Origin of the sequence: Pseudomonas sp. H11T01, assembly GCF_048515765.1 — a bacterium.
Classification (GTDB): domain Bacteria; phylum Pseudomonadota; class Gammaproteobacteria; order Pseudomonadales; family Pseudomonadaceae; genus Aquipseudomonas.
This window is the reverse complement of record NZ_JBLYED010000027.1, coordinates 41,166-54,932: the sequence shown is the minus strand read 5'-3', so window position 1 is coordinate 54,932 and position 13,767 is coordinate 41,166. Positions and strand designations below refer to the sequence as shown.

Annotated in this window: 13 protein-coding genes and 1 other RNA gene; 9 read left to right on the top strand and 5 right to left on the bottom strand. The window is 58.1% G+C overall.

Translation table 11 applies throughout. From position 1 onward, the window contains the following. Positions 1–20 precede the first annotated feature (20 nt). Positions 21–425, bottom strand: coding sequence for a ferric iron uptake transcriptional regulator (gene fur, locus ACN1C3_RS27100; protein ID WP_150641005.1), 405 nt, complete (start codon positions 423–425; stop codon positions 21–23). Between the two features lie 98 nt (positions 426–523). Here fur and ACN1C3_RS27095 point away from each other — a divergent pair, with 98 nt between their 5' ends. Continuing rightward, positions 524–1,057, top strand: a complete 534-nt coding sequence (locus ACN1C3_RS27095; RefSeq protein WP_419118807.1) for an outer membrane protein assembly factor BamE — start codon at positions 524–526, stop codon at positions 1,055–1,057. 62 nt (positions 1,058–1,119) lie between these two features. Here ACN1C3_RS27095 and ACN1C3_RS27090 read toward each other — a convergent pair whose 3' ends face one another. Genes ACN1C3_RS27090 through ACN1C3_RS27080 form a run of 3 tightly spaced genes read right to left on the bottom strand, consistent with a single transcriptional unit; the run spans position 1,120 to position 3,272 of the window. Continuing rightward, a complete protein-coding gene (locus ACN1C3_RS27090) occupies positions 1,120–1,434 on the bottom strand; it encodes an RnfH family protein (protein ID WP_419118806.1) in 315 nt (104 codons plus the stop codon). After that, positions 1,427–1,861 (bottom strand): type II toxin-antitoxin system RatA family toxin, encoded by a 435-nt coding sequence (locus tag ACN1C3_RS27085; RefSeq protein WP_419118805.1) that lies wholly within the window; start codon positions 1,859–1,861, stop codon positions 1,427–1,429. Before ACN1C3_RS27085 ends, ACN1C3_RS27090 begins: the two co-directional genes overlap by 8 nt. A gap of 7 nt (positions 1,862–1,868) precedes the next feature. After that, on the bottom strand, positions 1,869–3,272 hold the full coding sequence (locus ACN1C3_RS27080; protein ID WP_419118804.1) for a sodium-dependent transporter: 1,404 nt from the start codon (positions 3,270–3,272) through the stop codon (positions 1,869–1,871). A 118-nt stretch (positions 3,273–3,390) separates the two neighbouring features. Between ACN1C3_RS27080 and smpB the strand changes: the two genes are divergently transcribed. Further along, on the top strand, positions 3,391–3,873 hold the full coding sequence (smpB, locus tag ACN1C3_RS27075; RefSeq protein ID WP_419118803.1) for an SsrA-binding protein SmpB: 483 nt from the start codon (positions 3,391–3,393) through the stop codon (positions 3,871–3,873). A 179-nt stretch (positions 3,874–4,052) separates the two neighbouring features. On the opposite strand, the gene ACN1C3_RS27070 is transcribed toward smpB, so the two are convergent. Beyond that, positions 4,053–4,820 (bottom strand): FCD domain-containing protein, encoded by a 768-nt coding sequence (locus ACN1C3_RS27070; protein WP_419118802.1) that lies wholly within the window; start codon positions 4,818–4,820, stop codon positions 4,053–4,055. Between the two features lie 261 nt (positions 4,821–5,081). Here ACN1C3_RS27070 and ACN1C3_RS27065 point away from each other — a divergent pair, with 261 nt between their 5' ends. The 7 genes from ACN1C3_RS27065 (at position 5,082) to ssrA (ending at position 13,629) form a co-directional block, all read left to right on the top strand. Continuing rightward, entirely contained in the window at positions 5,082–6,773 is a 1,692-nt protein-coding gene (locus ACN1C3_RS27065) for a lactate permease LctP family transporter (RefSeq protein WP_419118801.1), read from the top strand. A gap of 152 nt (positions 6,774–6,925) precedes the next feature. Further along, on the top strand, positions 6,926–7,750 hold the full coding sequence (locus ACN1C3_RS27060; protein ID WP_419118800.1) for a (Fe-S)-binding protein: 825 nt from the start codon (positions 6,926–6,928) through the stop codon (positions 7,748–7,750). Next, entirely contained in the window at positions 7,747–9,201 is a 1,455-nt protein-coding gene (locus ACN1C3_RS27055; protein WP_419118799.1) for a LutB/LldF family L-lactate oxidation iron-sulfur protein, read from the top strand. Before ACN1C3_RS27060 ends, ACN1C3_RS27055 begins: the two co-directional genes overlap by 4 nt. Next, complete coding sequence (locus tag ACN1C3_RS27050) at positions 9,201–9,872, top strand: LutC/YkgG family protein (RefSeq protein WP_419118798.1); 672 nt, start codon at positions 9,201–9,203, stop codon at positions 9,870–9,872. The genes ACN1C3_RS27055 and ACN1C3_RS27050 overlap by 1 nt, the downstream gene beginning before the upstream one ends. Further along, complete coding sequence (locus ACN1C3_RS27045; RefSeq protein WP_419118797.1) at positions 9,869–12,679, top strand: FAD-binding and (Fe-S)-binding domain-containing protein; 2,811 nt, start codon at positions 9,869–9,871, stop codon at positions 12,677–12,679. The genes ACN1C3_RS27050 and ACN1C3_RS27045 overlap by 4 nt, the downstream gene beginning before the upstream one ends. Positions 12,680–12,846: 167 nt before the next feature. Further along, entirely contained in the window at positions 12,847–13,122 is a 276-nt protein-coding gene (locus ACN1C3_RS27040) for a hypothetical protein (RefSeq protein ID WP_419118796.1), read from the top strand. Between the two features lie 115 nt (positions 13,123–13,237). Continuing rightward, positions 13,238–13,629: a transfer-messenger RNA gene (ssrA, locus tag ACN1C3_RS27035) on the top strand. Positions 13,630–13,767 lie beyond the last annotated feature (138 nt).

The following is a 13,767-nucleotide window of genomic DNA, read 5'->3' as shown; positions in this document are numbered from 1 at the left end:
CGGTTCCCCGCGCGACATGCTTACTTTTTCTTGCGTACGTACAACACCAAATTGTGATCCACCATCTCGAAGCCATGCTTCTCAACGATCGCCTTTTGAAGCTTCTCGATCTCTTCGTCGAAGAATTCGATCACTTCGCTGGTCTCAACGTTGACCATATGGTCGTGATGCTTGCCGTCATCCAGCTCGAATACCGCGTGACCGCCGTCGAAATTATGACGGACCACCAGTCCAGCTGCTTCGAACTGAGTCAGAACACGGTAAACCGTGGCCAAACCAACATCCTCACCAGCTTCCATCAGCGCCTTGTAAACATCTTCGGCGCTCATGTGTCGCTGCTCGGCGGAATCGAGCATTTGTAGAATTTTGACCCGTGGAAGGGTCACTTTAAGGCCGGCTTTACGTAGTTCGCTATTTTCAACCATGGTCAGCTTTCTCGCGGATGCTGCTTCGCAGCTTCTCTTAATGCGGGTATGATCGGGGTTTACGTTGTCCCAGCCAAGATAGTGGAAGTCGCCCACCGATGCAAAACACCAAGCTCCTGCTAACCAGTTTCACCCTCGTGGGACTGCTCGCACTCGCCGGTTGTTCATTCCCCGGGGTTTACAAAATCGACATCCAGCAGGGCAATGTCGTCACGCAGGACATGATAGACCAGTTACGCCCGGGAATGACCCGCCGGCAAGTACGGTTTATCATGGGCAACCCTCTGCTGACCGACACGTTCCACGCCGATCGCTGGGATTACTTATATAGCCTGCAACCAGGCGGCGGTGAACGCCAACAGGAACGTATCAGCATTATCTTCAATTCCAATGACCAACTCGTCAGCCTGTCGGGTGACTTCAGGCCTGGCGTAAGCCGTGACGAAGCCATTCTTGGCAAGGACAACGGCACCAAGGTGACTGCTCCTGCACCTGCGGAAAACGTCGAGAAACCAAAACCAGAGAAACCGGTCAAGCCGGGCTCGCTGCTGGATAAGATCCAAAAGGAAGTGGACCAGGTAGAAACCACTCCGGTCCCGACTCCAGAACCACTGGGAACCTCGCCGCAATAATTTGCGACACAACAAAAAGCCCGGCATGTCCGGGCTTTTTGTTGCCTGCCATTTAGTAAGGACTATTGATCCCGTGCTTTGGCTTGCGCGGCTTTAGCTGCGCGCAATCGACGGACTTCTTTGGGATCAGCCAGAAGCGGACGATAAACCTCTATTCGATCCCCCGCCTGCACCGCACGACTGTCTGGATCAGTCACCACTTTGCCAAAAATCCCCAGCGGACAATTCATCAGATCCAGCTCGGGAAACTGCGCACCGATCCCCGAACGCAGCAGGGTCGCCCGCAACGTAGAGCCCGCTGGCACCGCGAGTTTGAGTAATACCTGACGATCAACAGCGGCATACACCACTTCGACCTCAATCAATGACTCAACCATGCAGCTGCTTGGCGCGCTGACAGAACGCATCGACCAGGGTATTGGCGGCTTGATTGAACAACGGCCCCAAGGTTGCCCGGACAATCGGGCCAGCATAGTCAAAGGCCAGATCAAGACTGATCTTGCAGGCCTTTTCCCCCAACGGCTTGAATACCCAGACCCCATGCAACTGATTGAACGGGCCTTCTTCCAGGTTCATTTCAATCGAATGCCCCGGGACCAGGGTGTTGCTCGTTACGAAATGCTGACTAAGCCCGCCTTTGGCAACGGCAAGGCTGGCGCGCATGTGCTCGTCACTGGCCTCCAGAACCTCGGCTGAAGAGCACCAAGGCAAAAATTCCGGGTAACGCGCGACATCATTGACCAAGTCATAGAGCGCTTGCGCCGGATAAGGCAGCAGGGCGGAGCGTTGAATATGGGTCGTCATGTAAGCGTCACTTCCACAGCTGGGCGGCAAACACTACGAGAATGCCGATTGGCGCCACATAGCGCATCAAGAACAAGGTCAGAGCGAACAGAAACGGACTGCGGATCGACAGCTCATCACGCACAGCGTCACGCCCCATCACCCAACCTGCAAACACCACAAAACACAAACCACCTAGGGGCAGCATGATGCGCGAGGTGAAGAAATCAATCACGCCAAAGAAGTCCAGACCGCTTGCCGCACCCCATTGGTAGAGATGAAAACCTGCGCCATCGTTCACGAAAAATTTGGCCTGTTGCCAGATATTGAAGGAGAACACCGTCCCCAATCCAACGAACCAGCAGATAAACGCCAGCCAGAAAGTCACCCAGCCGCGGCGGATTTTAGTCCGTTCAACCAGGTACGCCACCATCGGCTCCAGCAGGGAAATCGCCGAACTCCAGGCCGCGATTGCTACCAGGATGAAGAAAACAACGCCCATCAGTTGACCGAACGCCACGTTACCAAAAGCGAATGGCAGGCTGACGAACATTAACCCGGGCCCCTCACTCGGGTTCAGACCTGCAGCGAATACAATCGGAAACAAGGCCAGACCTGCCAGCAACGAGACAAAGGTATCCAGTAGCGCCACGCCAACAATAGTCCCGGAGATTGACGAGTTCTTCGGCATATAAGCGCCATAGATCATGATCGAGCCGACACCGACGCTCAGCGAGAAAAACGCATGCCCCATGGCAGGCAGCAAGCCATCGAGCAACTTGTCCGGGTGGAAGTCGAACATGAAATGCACGCCCTCCATGAAGTGCCCTGTGGTCAGGCTGTAGCCCAACAGGATCACCATCATCACGAACAGCAGCGGCATCATGATCCGCAAGCTGCGCTCAAGCCCGGCGACCACACCTTTTGCGATCACCACTGCCGAAAGCAGCATGAAAATCGTGTGCCAAAGTGTCAGGCGCCAAGGATCGGCAATCACCCCACCGAAATACGCACCAACCTGGTCCGCCGCGACACCCTGAAAGTCGCCACGCCCCATATCGATGATGTAATCCAGTGACCAGCCGCCCACCACACTATAGAAAGACAGGATCAGCAACGCCGTGATCATCCCGGCAAAAGCGCCCCAGGACCACTTTCCAGAATGCCCGGCCTCTAGCGCCAGCGCCTTCAAGGCGTTGGCCGGGCTTTGCCGGGCGCGTCGACCGATCAGGGTTTCGGCCAGCATCACTGGCACGCCGACCAGCGCGATACAGGCCAGGAACACCAACACGAACGCGCCGCCGCCATAGACGCCGACCATGTAGGGGAATTTCCAGATACTACCCAAACCCACAGCCGAGCCGGTCGCAGCGAGTATAAAGACCCAGCGGCTAGCCCATCCGCCGTGGACAGAAACCTTGTCTGTCGACATCGTCAACACGCCCAACCGATCAAAAAAGAGGGCGCATTGTCCGGGATTCACTCAACGTGCTCAAGCACGCAGCTTCACCGTAGCCGACAAGCGTGCAACTCCCTATAATGCCGCCCCTATGGCTAAGCAAAAGAAACACCCAACAGGGACCATCGCGCAAAATAAAAAGGCGCGTCACGATTACTTCATCGAAACTCGTTTCGAGGCTGGTCTGGTCCTGGCCGGCTGGGAAGTAAAGAGTTTGCGTGCGGGCAAGGCACAACTGGTCGACAGTTATGTGCTGCTCAAGGATGGCGAGGCCTGGCTGCTGGGTAGCCATATCTCCCCCCTGACCACCGCCAGTACGCATGTCATTGCCGACCCTACGCGCAGTCGCAAACTGCTGCTCAACCAGCGCGAGCTGGAGAAGCTGTTTGCCGCCGTTCAGCAAAAGGGTTACGCCTGCGTCTGCCTCGCGCTCTACTGGAGCAAGCACTTGATCAAGTGCGAGATCGCTCTGGGCAAGGGCAAGAAGGAATACGACAAGCGTCACACCGAGCGCGAACGCGATTCCGATCGTGAGTTGCAGCGTGCGGTACGGAGCAAAGGCAAGGAAGATTAATCTTCCTGCCTGCTGAATGAACGAGCTTTTGTGACGAGGGAGCTTGCTCCCGCTCGGCTACGCAGTAGTCGTAAACCTGTGGATGCATTCTGCCTGAAGAATCGCGATGAACGATTTTAGGGCCGCTTCGCGACCCAGCGGGAGCAAGCTCCCTCGCCACAGTAAACTCCACTCTCGCTCTACATCCCCTTGCGCCGCTCCGCCCGAGCCATGCGCTGCACTTCCTGACGCACTTCTTCCAGCACTTCCTGCACATACAGAATGTGTCGGCTGGAGACTTCTCGCGCCTGTTCCGCACGCCCTTCGATAATCGCCAGATACAATTCCCGGTGCTGACTGATCAGCATGTCGCGGGTTTCGGTGCGCTGCTTGTACATGCCACCGATGTTGGTCACCACGTTACGTTTGAGCAAATCGAACAGGCCGCGAATGGTGTGCAGCAACACCGCGTTATGACTGGCCTCGGCAATCGCCAGGTGGAATTTCGCATCCGCCGCGCCCTCCTCCAGCCGGCTCACTTCATCAGCGCGCGAATAGCAGTCCTGCAATTCGTCAAACGCAGCAGTCAATCGTTCTCGATCGACTTCGGTCGCACGCAATGCCGCGTAATAAGCACAGGACGCTTCGAGGGTATGCCGGAACTCAAGCAAATCGCGTTGCGCTTCGGGGTTACTTTCCAACAGATGAAGCAGCGGATCGCTGAAGGTCGAACCCAGGGACTCCACCACATAATTCCCACCGCCCTGACGACTGACCAGCAGCCCTTTGGCCGCCAGTTTCTGGATCGCCTCACGCAATGAAGGACGGGACACACCAAATTGTTCGGCCAGCGCTCGCTCGGCCGGAAGCCGCTCGCCAGACTTCAGCGTGCCCTCGAGGATCATCCCCTCGAGCTGCTCGACAATATCGTCAGACAAACGGCGCTGACGAATTTGATCAAACCCCATAACTCATTCTCCACGATCCCGACGACTCGCCGGGCTCTCTATTCTGGCCTATTGGCGCCGCGCCAGCACCTACCAGACAGCGCTTGATTGACCCGATCAGACAACATTTGCGCAGCGCATTCGACAAAAGTTTTAGGGCGACAAATTGACACATCGCTCATAAGGCTTTTAACCTAGCCCACAGCGATTGTAAATTGGTATTACCAATTAACCAAGAACGCTGACCAGTGCCTGACCAACAACAATTAGGGGCCACCCCATATGCAAACCTGGCAACAGCTCTACAGCCCGCTCGGCAGTCTCGGCTTGTCCGCTCTCGCGGCAGTCATCCCCATCGTATTTTTCTTCCTGGCCTTGGCCGTGTTCCGCCTCAAAGGACACGTCGCCGGGAGCATTACCCTGGTGCTGGCTATCCTGGTGGCGATCTTTGCCTTCCAGATGCCGGTCGACATGGCGTTCGCAGCCGCTGGCTACGGATTTGCCTACGGTCTGTGGCCCATCGCCTGGATCATCGTCGCTGCGGTGTTCCTCTACAAACTGACGGTCAAAAGCGGCCAGTTCGAAGTGATCCGCAGCTCAGTGCTGTCGATTACCGACGACCAACGCCTGCAAGTGCTGCTGATCGGCTTCTGCTTTGGCGCCTTTCTTGAAGGTGCCGCCGGGTTCGGCGCGCCGGTCGCCATTACCGCTGCGCTGCTGGTTGGCCTGGGCTTCAACCCTCTGTATGCCGCCGGCCTGTGCCTGATCGCCAACACCGCGCCCGTCGCATTCGGCGCACTGGGGATTCCGATCATCGTGGCCGGGCAAGTGACCGGTATCGATGCCTTCAAGATCGGCGCCATGGCCGGTCGCCAACTGCCACTGTTGTCGGTGTTTGTTCCGTTCTGGCTGGTGTTCATGATGGACGGCCTGCGCGGCGTCAAGGAAACCTGGCCGGCGGCATTGGTGGCGGGCTTGAGCTTCGCCGTAACCCAATACTTCACCTCGAACTTCATCGGCCCCGAACTGCCGGACATCACCTCGGCGCTGGTCAGCCTGGTGTCCCTGACCCTGTTCCTGAAAGTCTGGCAGCCGAAACGCGCCGCAGGCGCACACATTACCGGCGCCGTTTCGGCTTCCGTGGTGGCCAGCGCCGGTGGTTTCGGCCAGAAGCGCACCACCGTGGCTTCGCCTTACAGCCTGGGGGAAATTTTCAAAGCCTGGTCGCCGTTTCTAATCCTCACCGTGCTGGTCACGATCTGGACGCTGAAACCGTTCAAGGCCATGTTCGCTGCAGGTGGTTCGATGTATAGCTGGGTGTTCAACTTCGCTATTCCGCATCTGGATCAAATGGTGATCAAGATCGCACCGATCGTGACTGCCCCGACGGCGATGCCGGCGGTGTTCAAACTCGATCCGATTTCCGCGACCGGCACGGCGATTTTCTTCTCCGCGCTGATCTCGATGCTGATCCTGAAGATCAACATTAAAACTGGTCTGACCACTTTGAAGGAGACCTTTTACGAACTGCGCTGGCCGATTCTGTCCATCGGTATGGTGCTGGCCTTCGCCTTCGTCACCAACTACTCGGGCATGTCTTCGACCATGGCCTTGGTGCTGGCCGCGACCGGCGCTGCGTTCCCGTTCTTCTCGCCATTCCTCGGCTGGCTGGGCGTATTTCTGACCGGTTCGGACACTTCGTCCAACGCACTGTTCAGCTCGCTGCAAGCGACTACCGCACACCAGATCGGCGTCAGCGACGTCTTGCTGGTCGCGGCGAACACCAGCGGTGGCGTGACCGGCAAGATGATTTCGCCGCAATCGATCGCCGTGGCCTGTGCCGCGACCGGCCTGGTGGGCAAGGAATCCGACCTGTTCCGCTTCACGCTCAAGCACAGCCTATTCTTTGCCACGATCGTCGGTCTGATCACCCTGGCTCAGGCCTACTGGTTCACCGGCATGCTGGTGCACTAAGCGCCACACGCGTTACGGTAAAAACCGGCGCCGGACCACGATTTCGGCGCCAGCTATTCACAACCCGGTCTGCAAGGCGGCTGAAAGCTTCAGGTTCTATATTTCAGCGGCTGCGCCAGACGGATAACCGGGACCACCCGGAGACACGCCTGATGAGCGAGCTTTTTTACAACGCCGTGCCCAACGCGACCCGCGTCGCACCGCCAGTGCCCGAACCACGTCAGTATCCGAGCGAGAAACCGCAAAGGGTCTATCTGTTCGGTACCTGTGTGGTTGACTTGTTCTATCCCGAAGCCGGGATGGACGCGATTCACCTGATCGAGCACGAAGGCATTCGTGTCGAGTATCCGCAAGGGCAAAGCTGCTGCGGGCAACCGGCCTACACCTCGGGTTACACCGAGCAGGCACGGCAGGTGGCGCGCTCACAACTGGCGCTGTTCGCCGGGGATTACCCGGTAGTGGTGCCATCCGGTTCATGCGCAGGAATGTTGCGTGAACACTACGCCGACTTGTTCAAGGACGAACCGGAGACGTTGAAACAGGTTCAGGCCCTGGCGGCGCGGACCTACGAGTTAGCAGAATTCTTGCTGTTCGTCTGCAAGGTGCGGCTCAAGGACAGCGGCCAACCGGTAAAAGTGGCGCTGCACACCTCGTGCTCGGCACGACGGGAAATGAACACCCATCTGCATGGACGTGAGTTGTTGTCGCAACTGAGCAACGTGGAGCGGGTAGAACACAGCCACGAAAGTGAATGCTGTGGCTTTGGCGGGACTTTCAGCGTCCGAATGCCAGACATCTCCGGTGCGATGGTTGCGGACAAGACCCGTGCGCTGAAGGAATCCGGCGCGCACCAGGTGTTGAGTGCCGACTGCGGTTGCTTGATGAACATCAACGGCTCACTGGAGAAACAGAAAGAAGCGTTACGCGGCCAACACCTGGCCAGCTTCCTCTGGCAGCGTACCGGAGGTGCAAAATGAGCACGCCGGAGCTGATACCGACCACTTCCGTGTCGGATGATTTTCGCACCCGGGCTCACGAGGCTTTGGCCGACACGCAATTGCGAAACAACTTTCGCAGCGCGATGGATTCACTGATGAGCAAACGTGCAGCGTCGTTCAGCGATGCTCACGAAAGAGAACATTTACGAACGCTCGGCAATGCCGTCCGCGCTCGTGCGTTATCCAAGTTGCCCGACCTGCTCGAGCAACTTGAACAGAACCTGATCCGCAACGGTGTGACAGTGCACTGGGCGGAAACGGTGGACGAAGCCAATGGCATCGTCCTCTCGATCATCCGCGCTCACGAGGGGCGGCAAGTGATCAAGGGCAAATCGATGGTCAGCGAAGAGATGGAGATGAACCATGTCCTCGAAGCTCAAGGCATTGAATGCCTGGAGTCGGACATGGGCGAATATATCGTCCAGCTCGACCACGAGAAGCCTTCACACATCATTATGCCGGCGATCCACAAGAATGCCGGTCAGGTCGCGTCCTTGTTCCACGACAAACTTGGCGTGGAGTACACCAAGGACGTAGACCAACTCATTCAGATCGGTCGCAAAGTCTTGCGGCAAAAATTCTTCGAAGCGGACATCGGCGTCTCCGGCGTCAACTTTGCCGTGGCCGAAACCGGCACCCTGCTGCTGGTGGAGAACGAAGGCAACGGTCGCATGTCCACCACCGTACCGCCTGTGCACATTGCCGTTACCGGTATCGAGAAAGTCGTCGAGAACCTGCGCGACGTGGTGCCGCTGCTCTCGCTGCTGACCCGCTCGGCCCTCGGCCAGCCGATCACCACTTACGTCAACATGATCTCCGGCCCGCGCAAAGCTCATGAGCTCGACGGTCCGCAAGAAGTGCATTTGGTGCTGCTGGACAACGGCCGCAGTCAGGCCTTTGCCGACAGTGAACTGCGCCAGACCTTGAACTGCATCCGCTGCGGCGCCTGCATGAACCATTGCCCGGTCTACACCCGCATCGGCGGCCATGCCTATGGCGAGGTCTACCCTGGCCCGATCGGCAAAATCATCACCCCGCACATGGTCGGTCTGGCGAAAGTCCCTGATCATCCGAGCGCCTCATCGTTGTGCGGTGCCTGCGGTGAAGTCTGCCCGGTAAAAATTCCGATCCCGGCGTTACTTCGTCGCCTGCGCGAAGAAAACGTCAAAGCGCCTGACAGCCCCCATCAAGTGATGCGCGGCCAGGGCAGTAAGTATTCGCGCAAAGAGCGTTTCATCTGGAACGCCTGGGCCCGACTCAACGCCTCGCCGACGTTGTATCGGCTGTTCGTTTTCTTCGCTACCCGCTTGCGCGCCCTTACGCCAAGCAACGTCGGCCCCTGGACGCAAAACCACAGCGCACCGAAACCTGCCGCCCGTTCACTGCATGACATGGCCCGCGAGCACTTGGCCAAACAGGGAGATCGTTGATGAGCGCCAAGCAGAACATCCTCAACAAATTGCGCAAAAGCCTGACCGGCACCACGCCGGTGGCCGACAACTTCGACGAAGCGCTGGTGACCGAGCCATGGACTTATCCACCGGAACAACGCATCGCCCAACTGCGCAAACAGATGGAAGCGGTACACACCGAAATTCATCTGACGTCCGAACAGGCGTGGCCAGAATTGCTCGCGCAACTGCTGAATGACCGCCAACTGCCGAGCCTGTTGATCGCACCGACGACGCCTCACGGCAAACGCGTAACCGAGCACTGGGTACACAATCCTACGCTGCCGACACTCAAAGCCTACGACCGCCCCGTGGAAGAATGGAAAGCCGAATTGTTCAACGACACCCCGGCCAGCCTCACCACTACCCTCGGTGCGATCGCCGCCACCGGCAGCCTGATCATCTGGCCGACCCGCGAAGAACCGCGCTTGATGAGCCTGGTGCCCCCCGTGCATTTCGCCCTGCTCAAGGCCAGCGAAATCCATGACAACTTCTATCAGGTGCAGCAGCAATTCGAATGGGCCCAAGGCATGCCAACCAATGCCTTGTTGGTATCCGGCCCGTCGAAAACTGCCGACATCGAACAAGTCCTGGCTTACGGCGCCCACGGCCCGAAAGACCTGGTGGTGCTGATCCTGGAGGACCAATGAGTCTACCGGCCGCTTTTGTGCGTGATGCACAGCAACTGATTCCTCAGGATCGACGCTTCGACGACCCACTCTCGACCCTCGCATTCGGCACCGACGCCAGTTTCTACCGATTGATTCCCAAACTGGTGATCCGCGTCGAGTCCGAAGACGAAGTGGTCACCCTGCTCAAACTGGCGCAACGTGATCAGGTCCCGGTGACCTTCCGCGCAGCGGGCACCAGCCTCTCAGGTCAGGCCATCAGCGACTCGGTGCTGATCGTCCTTGGCGATAACTGGAACGGTCGCGAAATTCGTGGCCTAGGCACGCAGATCCGTCTGCAACCGGGCGTCATCGGTGCTCAGGCGAATGCCTGGCTGGCACCGTTCGGGCGCAAGATCGGCCCGGACCCGGCATCGATCAATGCCTGCAAAATAGGCGGCATCGTCGCCAACAACGCCAGCGGTATGTGCTGCGGCACTGCGCAAAACACCTATCACACTCTTGCCGGCATTCGTCTGGTGCTGGCCGATGGCAGCCGCGTCGATACCGAAGACGCCAGCAGCGTCGCGGACTTCCGTGACACTCACGCTGACCTGCTGGAACGACTGGCAACCCTCAGCCGCGAGACCCGCGCCAACACCGAACTGGCCGCGAAGATCCGCCACAAATATCGTCTGAAAAACACCACCGGTCTGTCGCTCAATGCCCTGGTGGACTTCGACGAGCCACTGGATATTCTCAGCCACTTGCTGGTGGGCTCCGAAGGCACGCTCGGCTTCATCAGCGCAGTGACTTACGACACCGTCATCGACCATCCGAACAAAGCCTCGGCGCTGATCGTGTTCCCCGATGTCGAGACCTGCTGCAACGCCGTCACCGTACTGAAAAACCAACCGGTCTCGGCGGTTGAACTGCTCGACCGCCGCAGCATGCGCTCGGTGCAGGACAAACCGGGGATGCCGGCGTTCGTTCAGCAATTGTCCGCCAACGCGTGCGCCTTGCTCATCGAATCTCGCGCCGCCACATCAAATCTGCTGCAGGAGCAACTGGCGCAGATCATGGCTTCGCTGGTCTCGTTCCCAGTGGAAAAGCAGGTCGACTTCACCGAAGACCCTGTAGAAAACGCCAAGCTCTGGGCGATCCGCAAAGACACCTTCCCCGCCGTCGGCGCGGTGCGCAAAACCGGCACCACGGTAATCATCGAAGACGTGACCTTCCCGGTGGAACAACTGGCCATCGGCGTGAACCGTTTGATCGAGCTGTTCGACAAACATCACTACGACGAAGCGATCCTGTTCGGCCATGCGCTGGAAGGCAATCTGCACTTTGTCTTCACCCAGGGCTTCAACAGCGCCGAAGAAGTTGCGCGCTACCAGGCCTTCATGGACGACGTCGCGCAACTGGTGGCCGTGGAGTTTGGTGGTTCGCTGAAAGCCGAACACGGCACCGGTCGCAACATGGCGCCGTTCGTTGAACTGGAATGGGGCAGCGACGCTTACCAACTGATGTGGCAGCTCAAGCGTTTGCTCGATCCGAACGGGATTCTCAACCCGGACGTGGTCCTCAGCGAAGATCCGCAAATCCACCTCAAGCACTTGAAGCCGCTACCCGCCGCCGACGAGATTGTGGATAAGTGCATCGAATGCGGCTTCTGTGAACCGGTCTGCCCGTCAAAAGGCCTGACCCTGAGCCCACGCCAGCGCATCGTGATCTGGCGCGATATCCAGGCGAAAAAACGCGCCGGCATTGATACCTTGGAGCTGGAAGAAGCCTACCAATATCAGGGCGTCGACACCTGCGCAGCCACCGGTCTGTGTGCTCAACGTTGCCCAGTGGGAATCAACACCGGCGAACTGGTGAAGAAGCTGCGCAGCCGCACGGCCTCTCATACAAAAACCGCTGACTGGCTGGGCGCGCACTTTGAAACCGCACTACAAGGCGCGCGCTTCACCCTGCATGCCGCCAACGGTGCGCGCATGTTGCTGGGTGCGCCGCGGCTGGCGAAGATTTCTGCTGCGCTGACCAGGCTGTCCAAAGGCAAAGTCCCGCAATGGACCAACGCCATGCCGCAACCGGAGCGGGCGATTCGCTTCAGTCCAGCGGTGACGGATCAACGTCCTCGGGTGGTCTATCTGGCGGCCTGTGTATCGCGAGTCATGGGACCCGCCGCGGGCGACAAGGAGCAGATGTCGCTCTACGACAAGACCCGCAGCCTGCTGGAAAAGGCCGGTTACCAAGTGGTGTTCCCGGACAATCAGGACAGCCTTTGCTGCGGTCAACCGTTCGCCTCCAAAGGCTATGCGGAACAGGCCGAACACAAGCGCCAGGAACTGATCGGCGCATTGCTGCATGCCAGTCGCGGCGGCCTTGATCCGATCTACTGCGACACCAGCCCCTGCACCTTGCGCCTGGTACAAGACCTCGGCGAAGCGCGGCTGGACCTGTACGACCCGGTGCGCTTTATCCGCACGCACTTGATGGACAGACTCGATTTCACGCCCCAGGAAGAGCCGATCGCGGTGCATGTCACCTGCAGTACTCAGCACCTTGGGGAAAGCCAGGCACTGATTGATCTGGCCCGCCGTTGCAGCAACAACGTGGTCATTCCCGAGGGCATACACTGCTGTGGCTTTGCCGGTGACAAGGGGTTCACCACGCCTGAGCTGAATGCTCATTCGCTGCGTACACTCAAGGATGCAGTGCAGCATTGCAGTGAAGGTATCTCCACCAGTCGCACCTGCGAAATTGGTCTGACTCAGCACGGAGGGATCGATTACCACGGGCTGGTCTACCTCGTGGACCGGGTCACCCAAGCCAGAGCAGTCTGAAACGGCGGCACGAATAAAGGGGCGTTTTCGCCCCTTTTTAGCACCCGTTCCCTGTAAAATTCTTTCGCGTCAAAGCACGCAAAAACAGAACCCTTGTGCGCCGTCACAGTCCATTTGTAAAGCCCCAATGAGCGTGGCTCAAAGCCCATCTGTTCAAGGAGACACCCATGAAGCGTTCCGCCCTGGCTGGACTGCTCATCATCGCAACAATGCTGGCCTCCCCCGCGTTTGCTTCAAGCGACAGTGATCAATGTGTGATGAACCTTCAAGCAGTCAATAACAAGCTGGCCAGTGCTGCCACGTTGGACGCTGCCACCAAAGGTGTCGTCATCACCAAAACCGAACAAGCCAAGGCCGCCCACAACGCAAACAATGACAAAGAGTGTGTTTCCCTGACGCAGCAGGCGCTTCAGGACATTCAAAGTCACATGAATAGCCAATAACGCCGGGCCAGAGCCAATTCAGCGCGCCCCTCACGTGCAAGCACCGACAGAAGGTCGACTCGCCGCGCGCATTGGCGTACACTGCGAATACCTGCTGGTTATGCACAGCAGGTTCGGGGCCGTTTAGGATTCGACGCCGGTTGCGAAACTCTAGGTGCATGCCGAGTTGGTAACAGAACTCGTAAATCCACTGTTGCAACTACTTATAGTTGCCAATGACGAAAACTACGAGGGGCAAGCTCTCGCAGCGTAAGCTGCCTTAGCCCCCCTCCTGGTCGCTTCGGCGCCAGCAATCACTAGGGGATGTCTGTAAACCCGAAGTGATTGTCATATAGAACAGAATCGCCGTGCAGTACGTTGTGGACGAAGCGGCTAAAACTTACACAACTCGCCCAAAGCACCCTGCCCGTCGGGTCGCTGAGGGTTAACTTAATAGACACGGCTACGCATGTAGTACCGACAGCGGAGTACTGGCGGACGGGGGTTCAAATCCCCCCGGCTCCACCACTTCATCATCTAAAGACGTCCACGGACGTCTTTTTTTGTGCCTGAATTCCAGTAAATACGGGGGCTTCAGGGCTGCGGGGGGCTTTCCAGGTTTTTTGAGTTCCACGCGGTTTGGTATTCCCAATGGTATTCCCGGCT

Bases quoted from the DNA above. Each gene is read 5' to 3' on its own strand.
- ACN1C3_RS27080 (WP_419118804.1), bottom strand. From the start codon at position 3,272: ATGTCGACAGACAAGGTTTCTGTCCACGGCGGATGGGCTAGCCGCTGG.
- ACN1C3_RS27095 (WP_419118807.1), top strand. From the start codon at position 524: ATGCAAAACACCAAGCTCCTGCTAACCAGTTTCACCCTCGTGGGACTG.
- fur (WP_150641005.1), bottom strand. From the start codon at position 425: ATGGTTGAAAATAGCGAACTACGTAAAGCCGGCCTTAAAGTGACCCTT.
- ACN1C3_RS27040 (WP_419118796.1), top strand. From the start codon at position 12,847: ATGAAGCGTTCCGCCCTGGCTGGACTGCTCATCATCGCAACAATGCTG.
- ACN1C3_RS27060 (WP_419118800.1), top strand. From the start codon at position 6,926: ATGAGCGAGCTTTTTTACAACGCCGTGCCCAACGCGACCCGCGTCGCA.
- ACN1C3_RS27050 (WP_419118798.1), top strand. From the start codon at position 9,201: ATGAGCGCCAAGCAGAACATCCTCAACAAATTGCGCAAAAGCCTGACC.
- ACN1C3_RS27065 (WP_419118801.1), top strand. From the start codon at position 5,082: ATGCAAACCTGGCAACAGCTCTACAGCCCGCTCGGCAGTCTCGGCTTG.
- ACN1C3_RS27085 (WP_419118805.1), bottom strand. From the start codon at position 1,861: ATGACGACCCATATTCAACGCTCCGCCCTGCTGCCTTATCCGGCGCAA.
- ACN1C3_RS27070 (WP_419118802.1), bottom strand. From the start codon at position 4,820: ATGGGGTTTGATCAAATTCGTCAGCGCCGTTTGTCTGACGATATTGTC.
- ACN1C3_RS27045 (WP_419118797.1), top strand. From the start codon at position 9,869: ATGAGTCTACCGGCCGCTTTTGTGCGTGATGCACAGCAACTGATTCCT.
- smpB (WP_419118803.1), top strand. From the start codon at position 3,391: ATGGCTAAGCAAAAGAAACACCCAACAGGGACCATCGCGCAAAATAAA.
- ACN1C3_RS27055 (WP_419118799.1), top strand. From the start codon at position 7,747: ATGAGCACGCCGGAGCTGATACCGACCACTTCCGTGTCGGATGATTTT.
- ACN1C3_RS27090 (WP_419118806.1), bottom strand. From the start codon at position 1,434: ATGGTTGAGTCATTGATTGAGGTCGAAGTGGTGTATGCCGCTGTTGAT.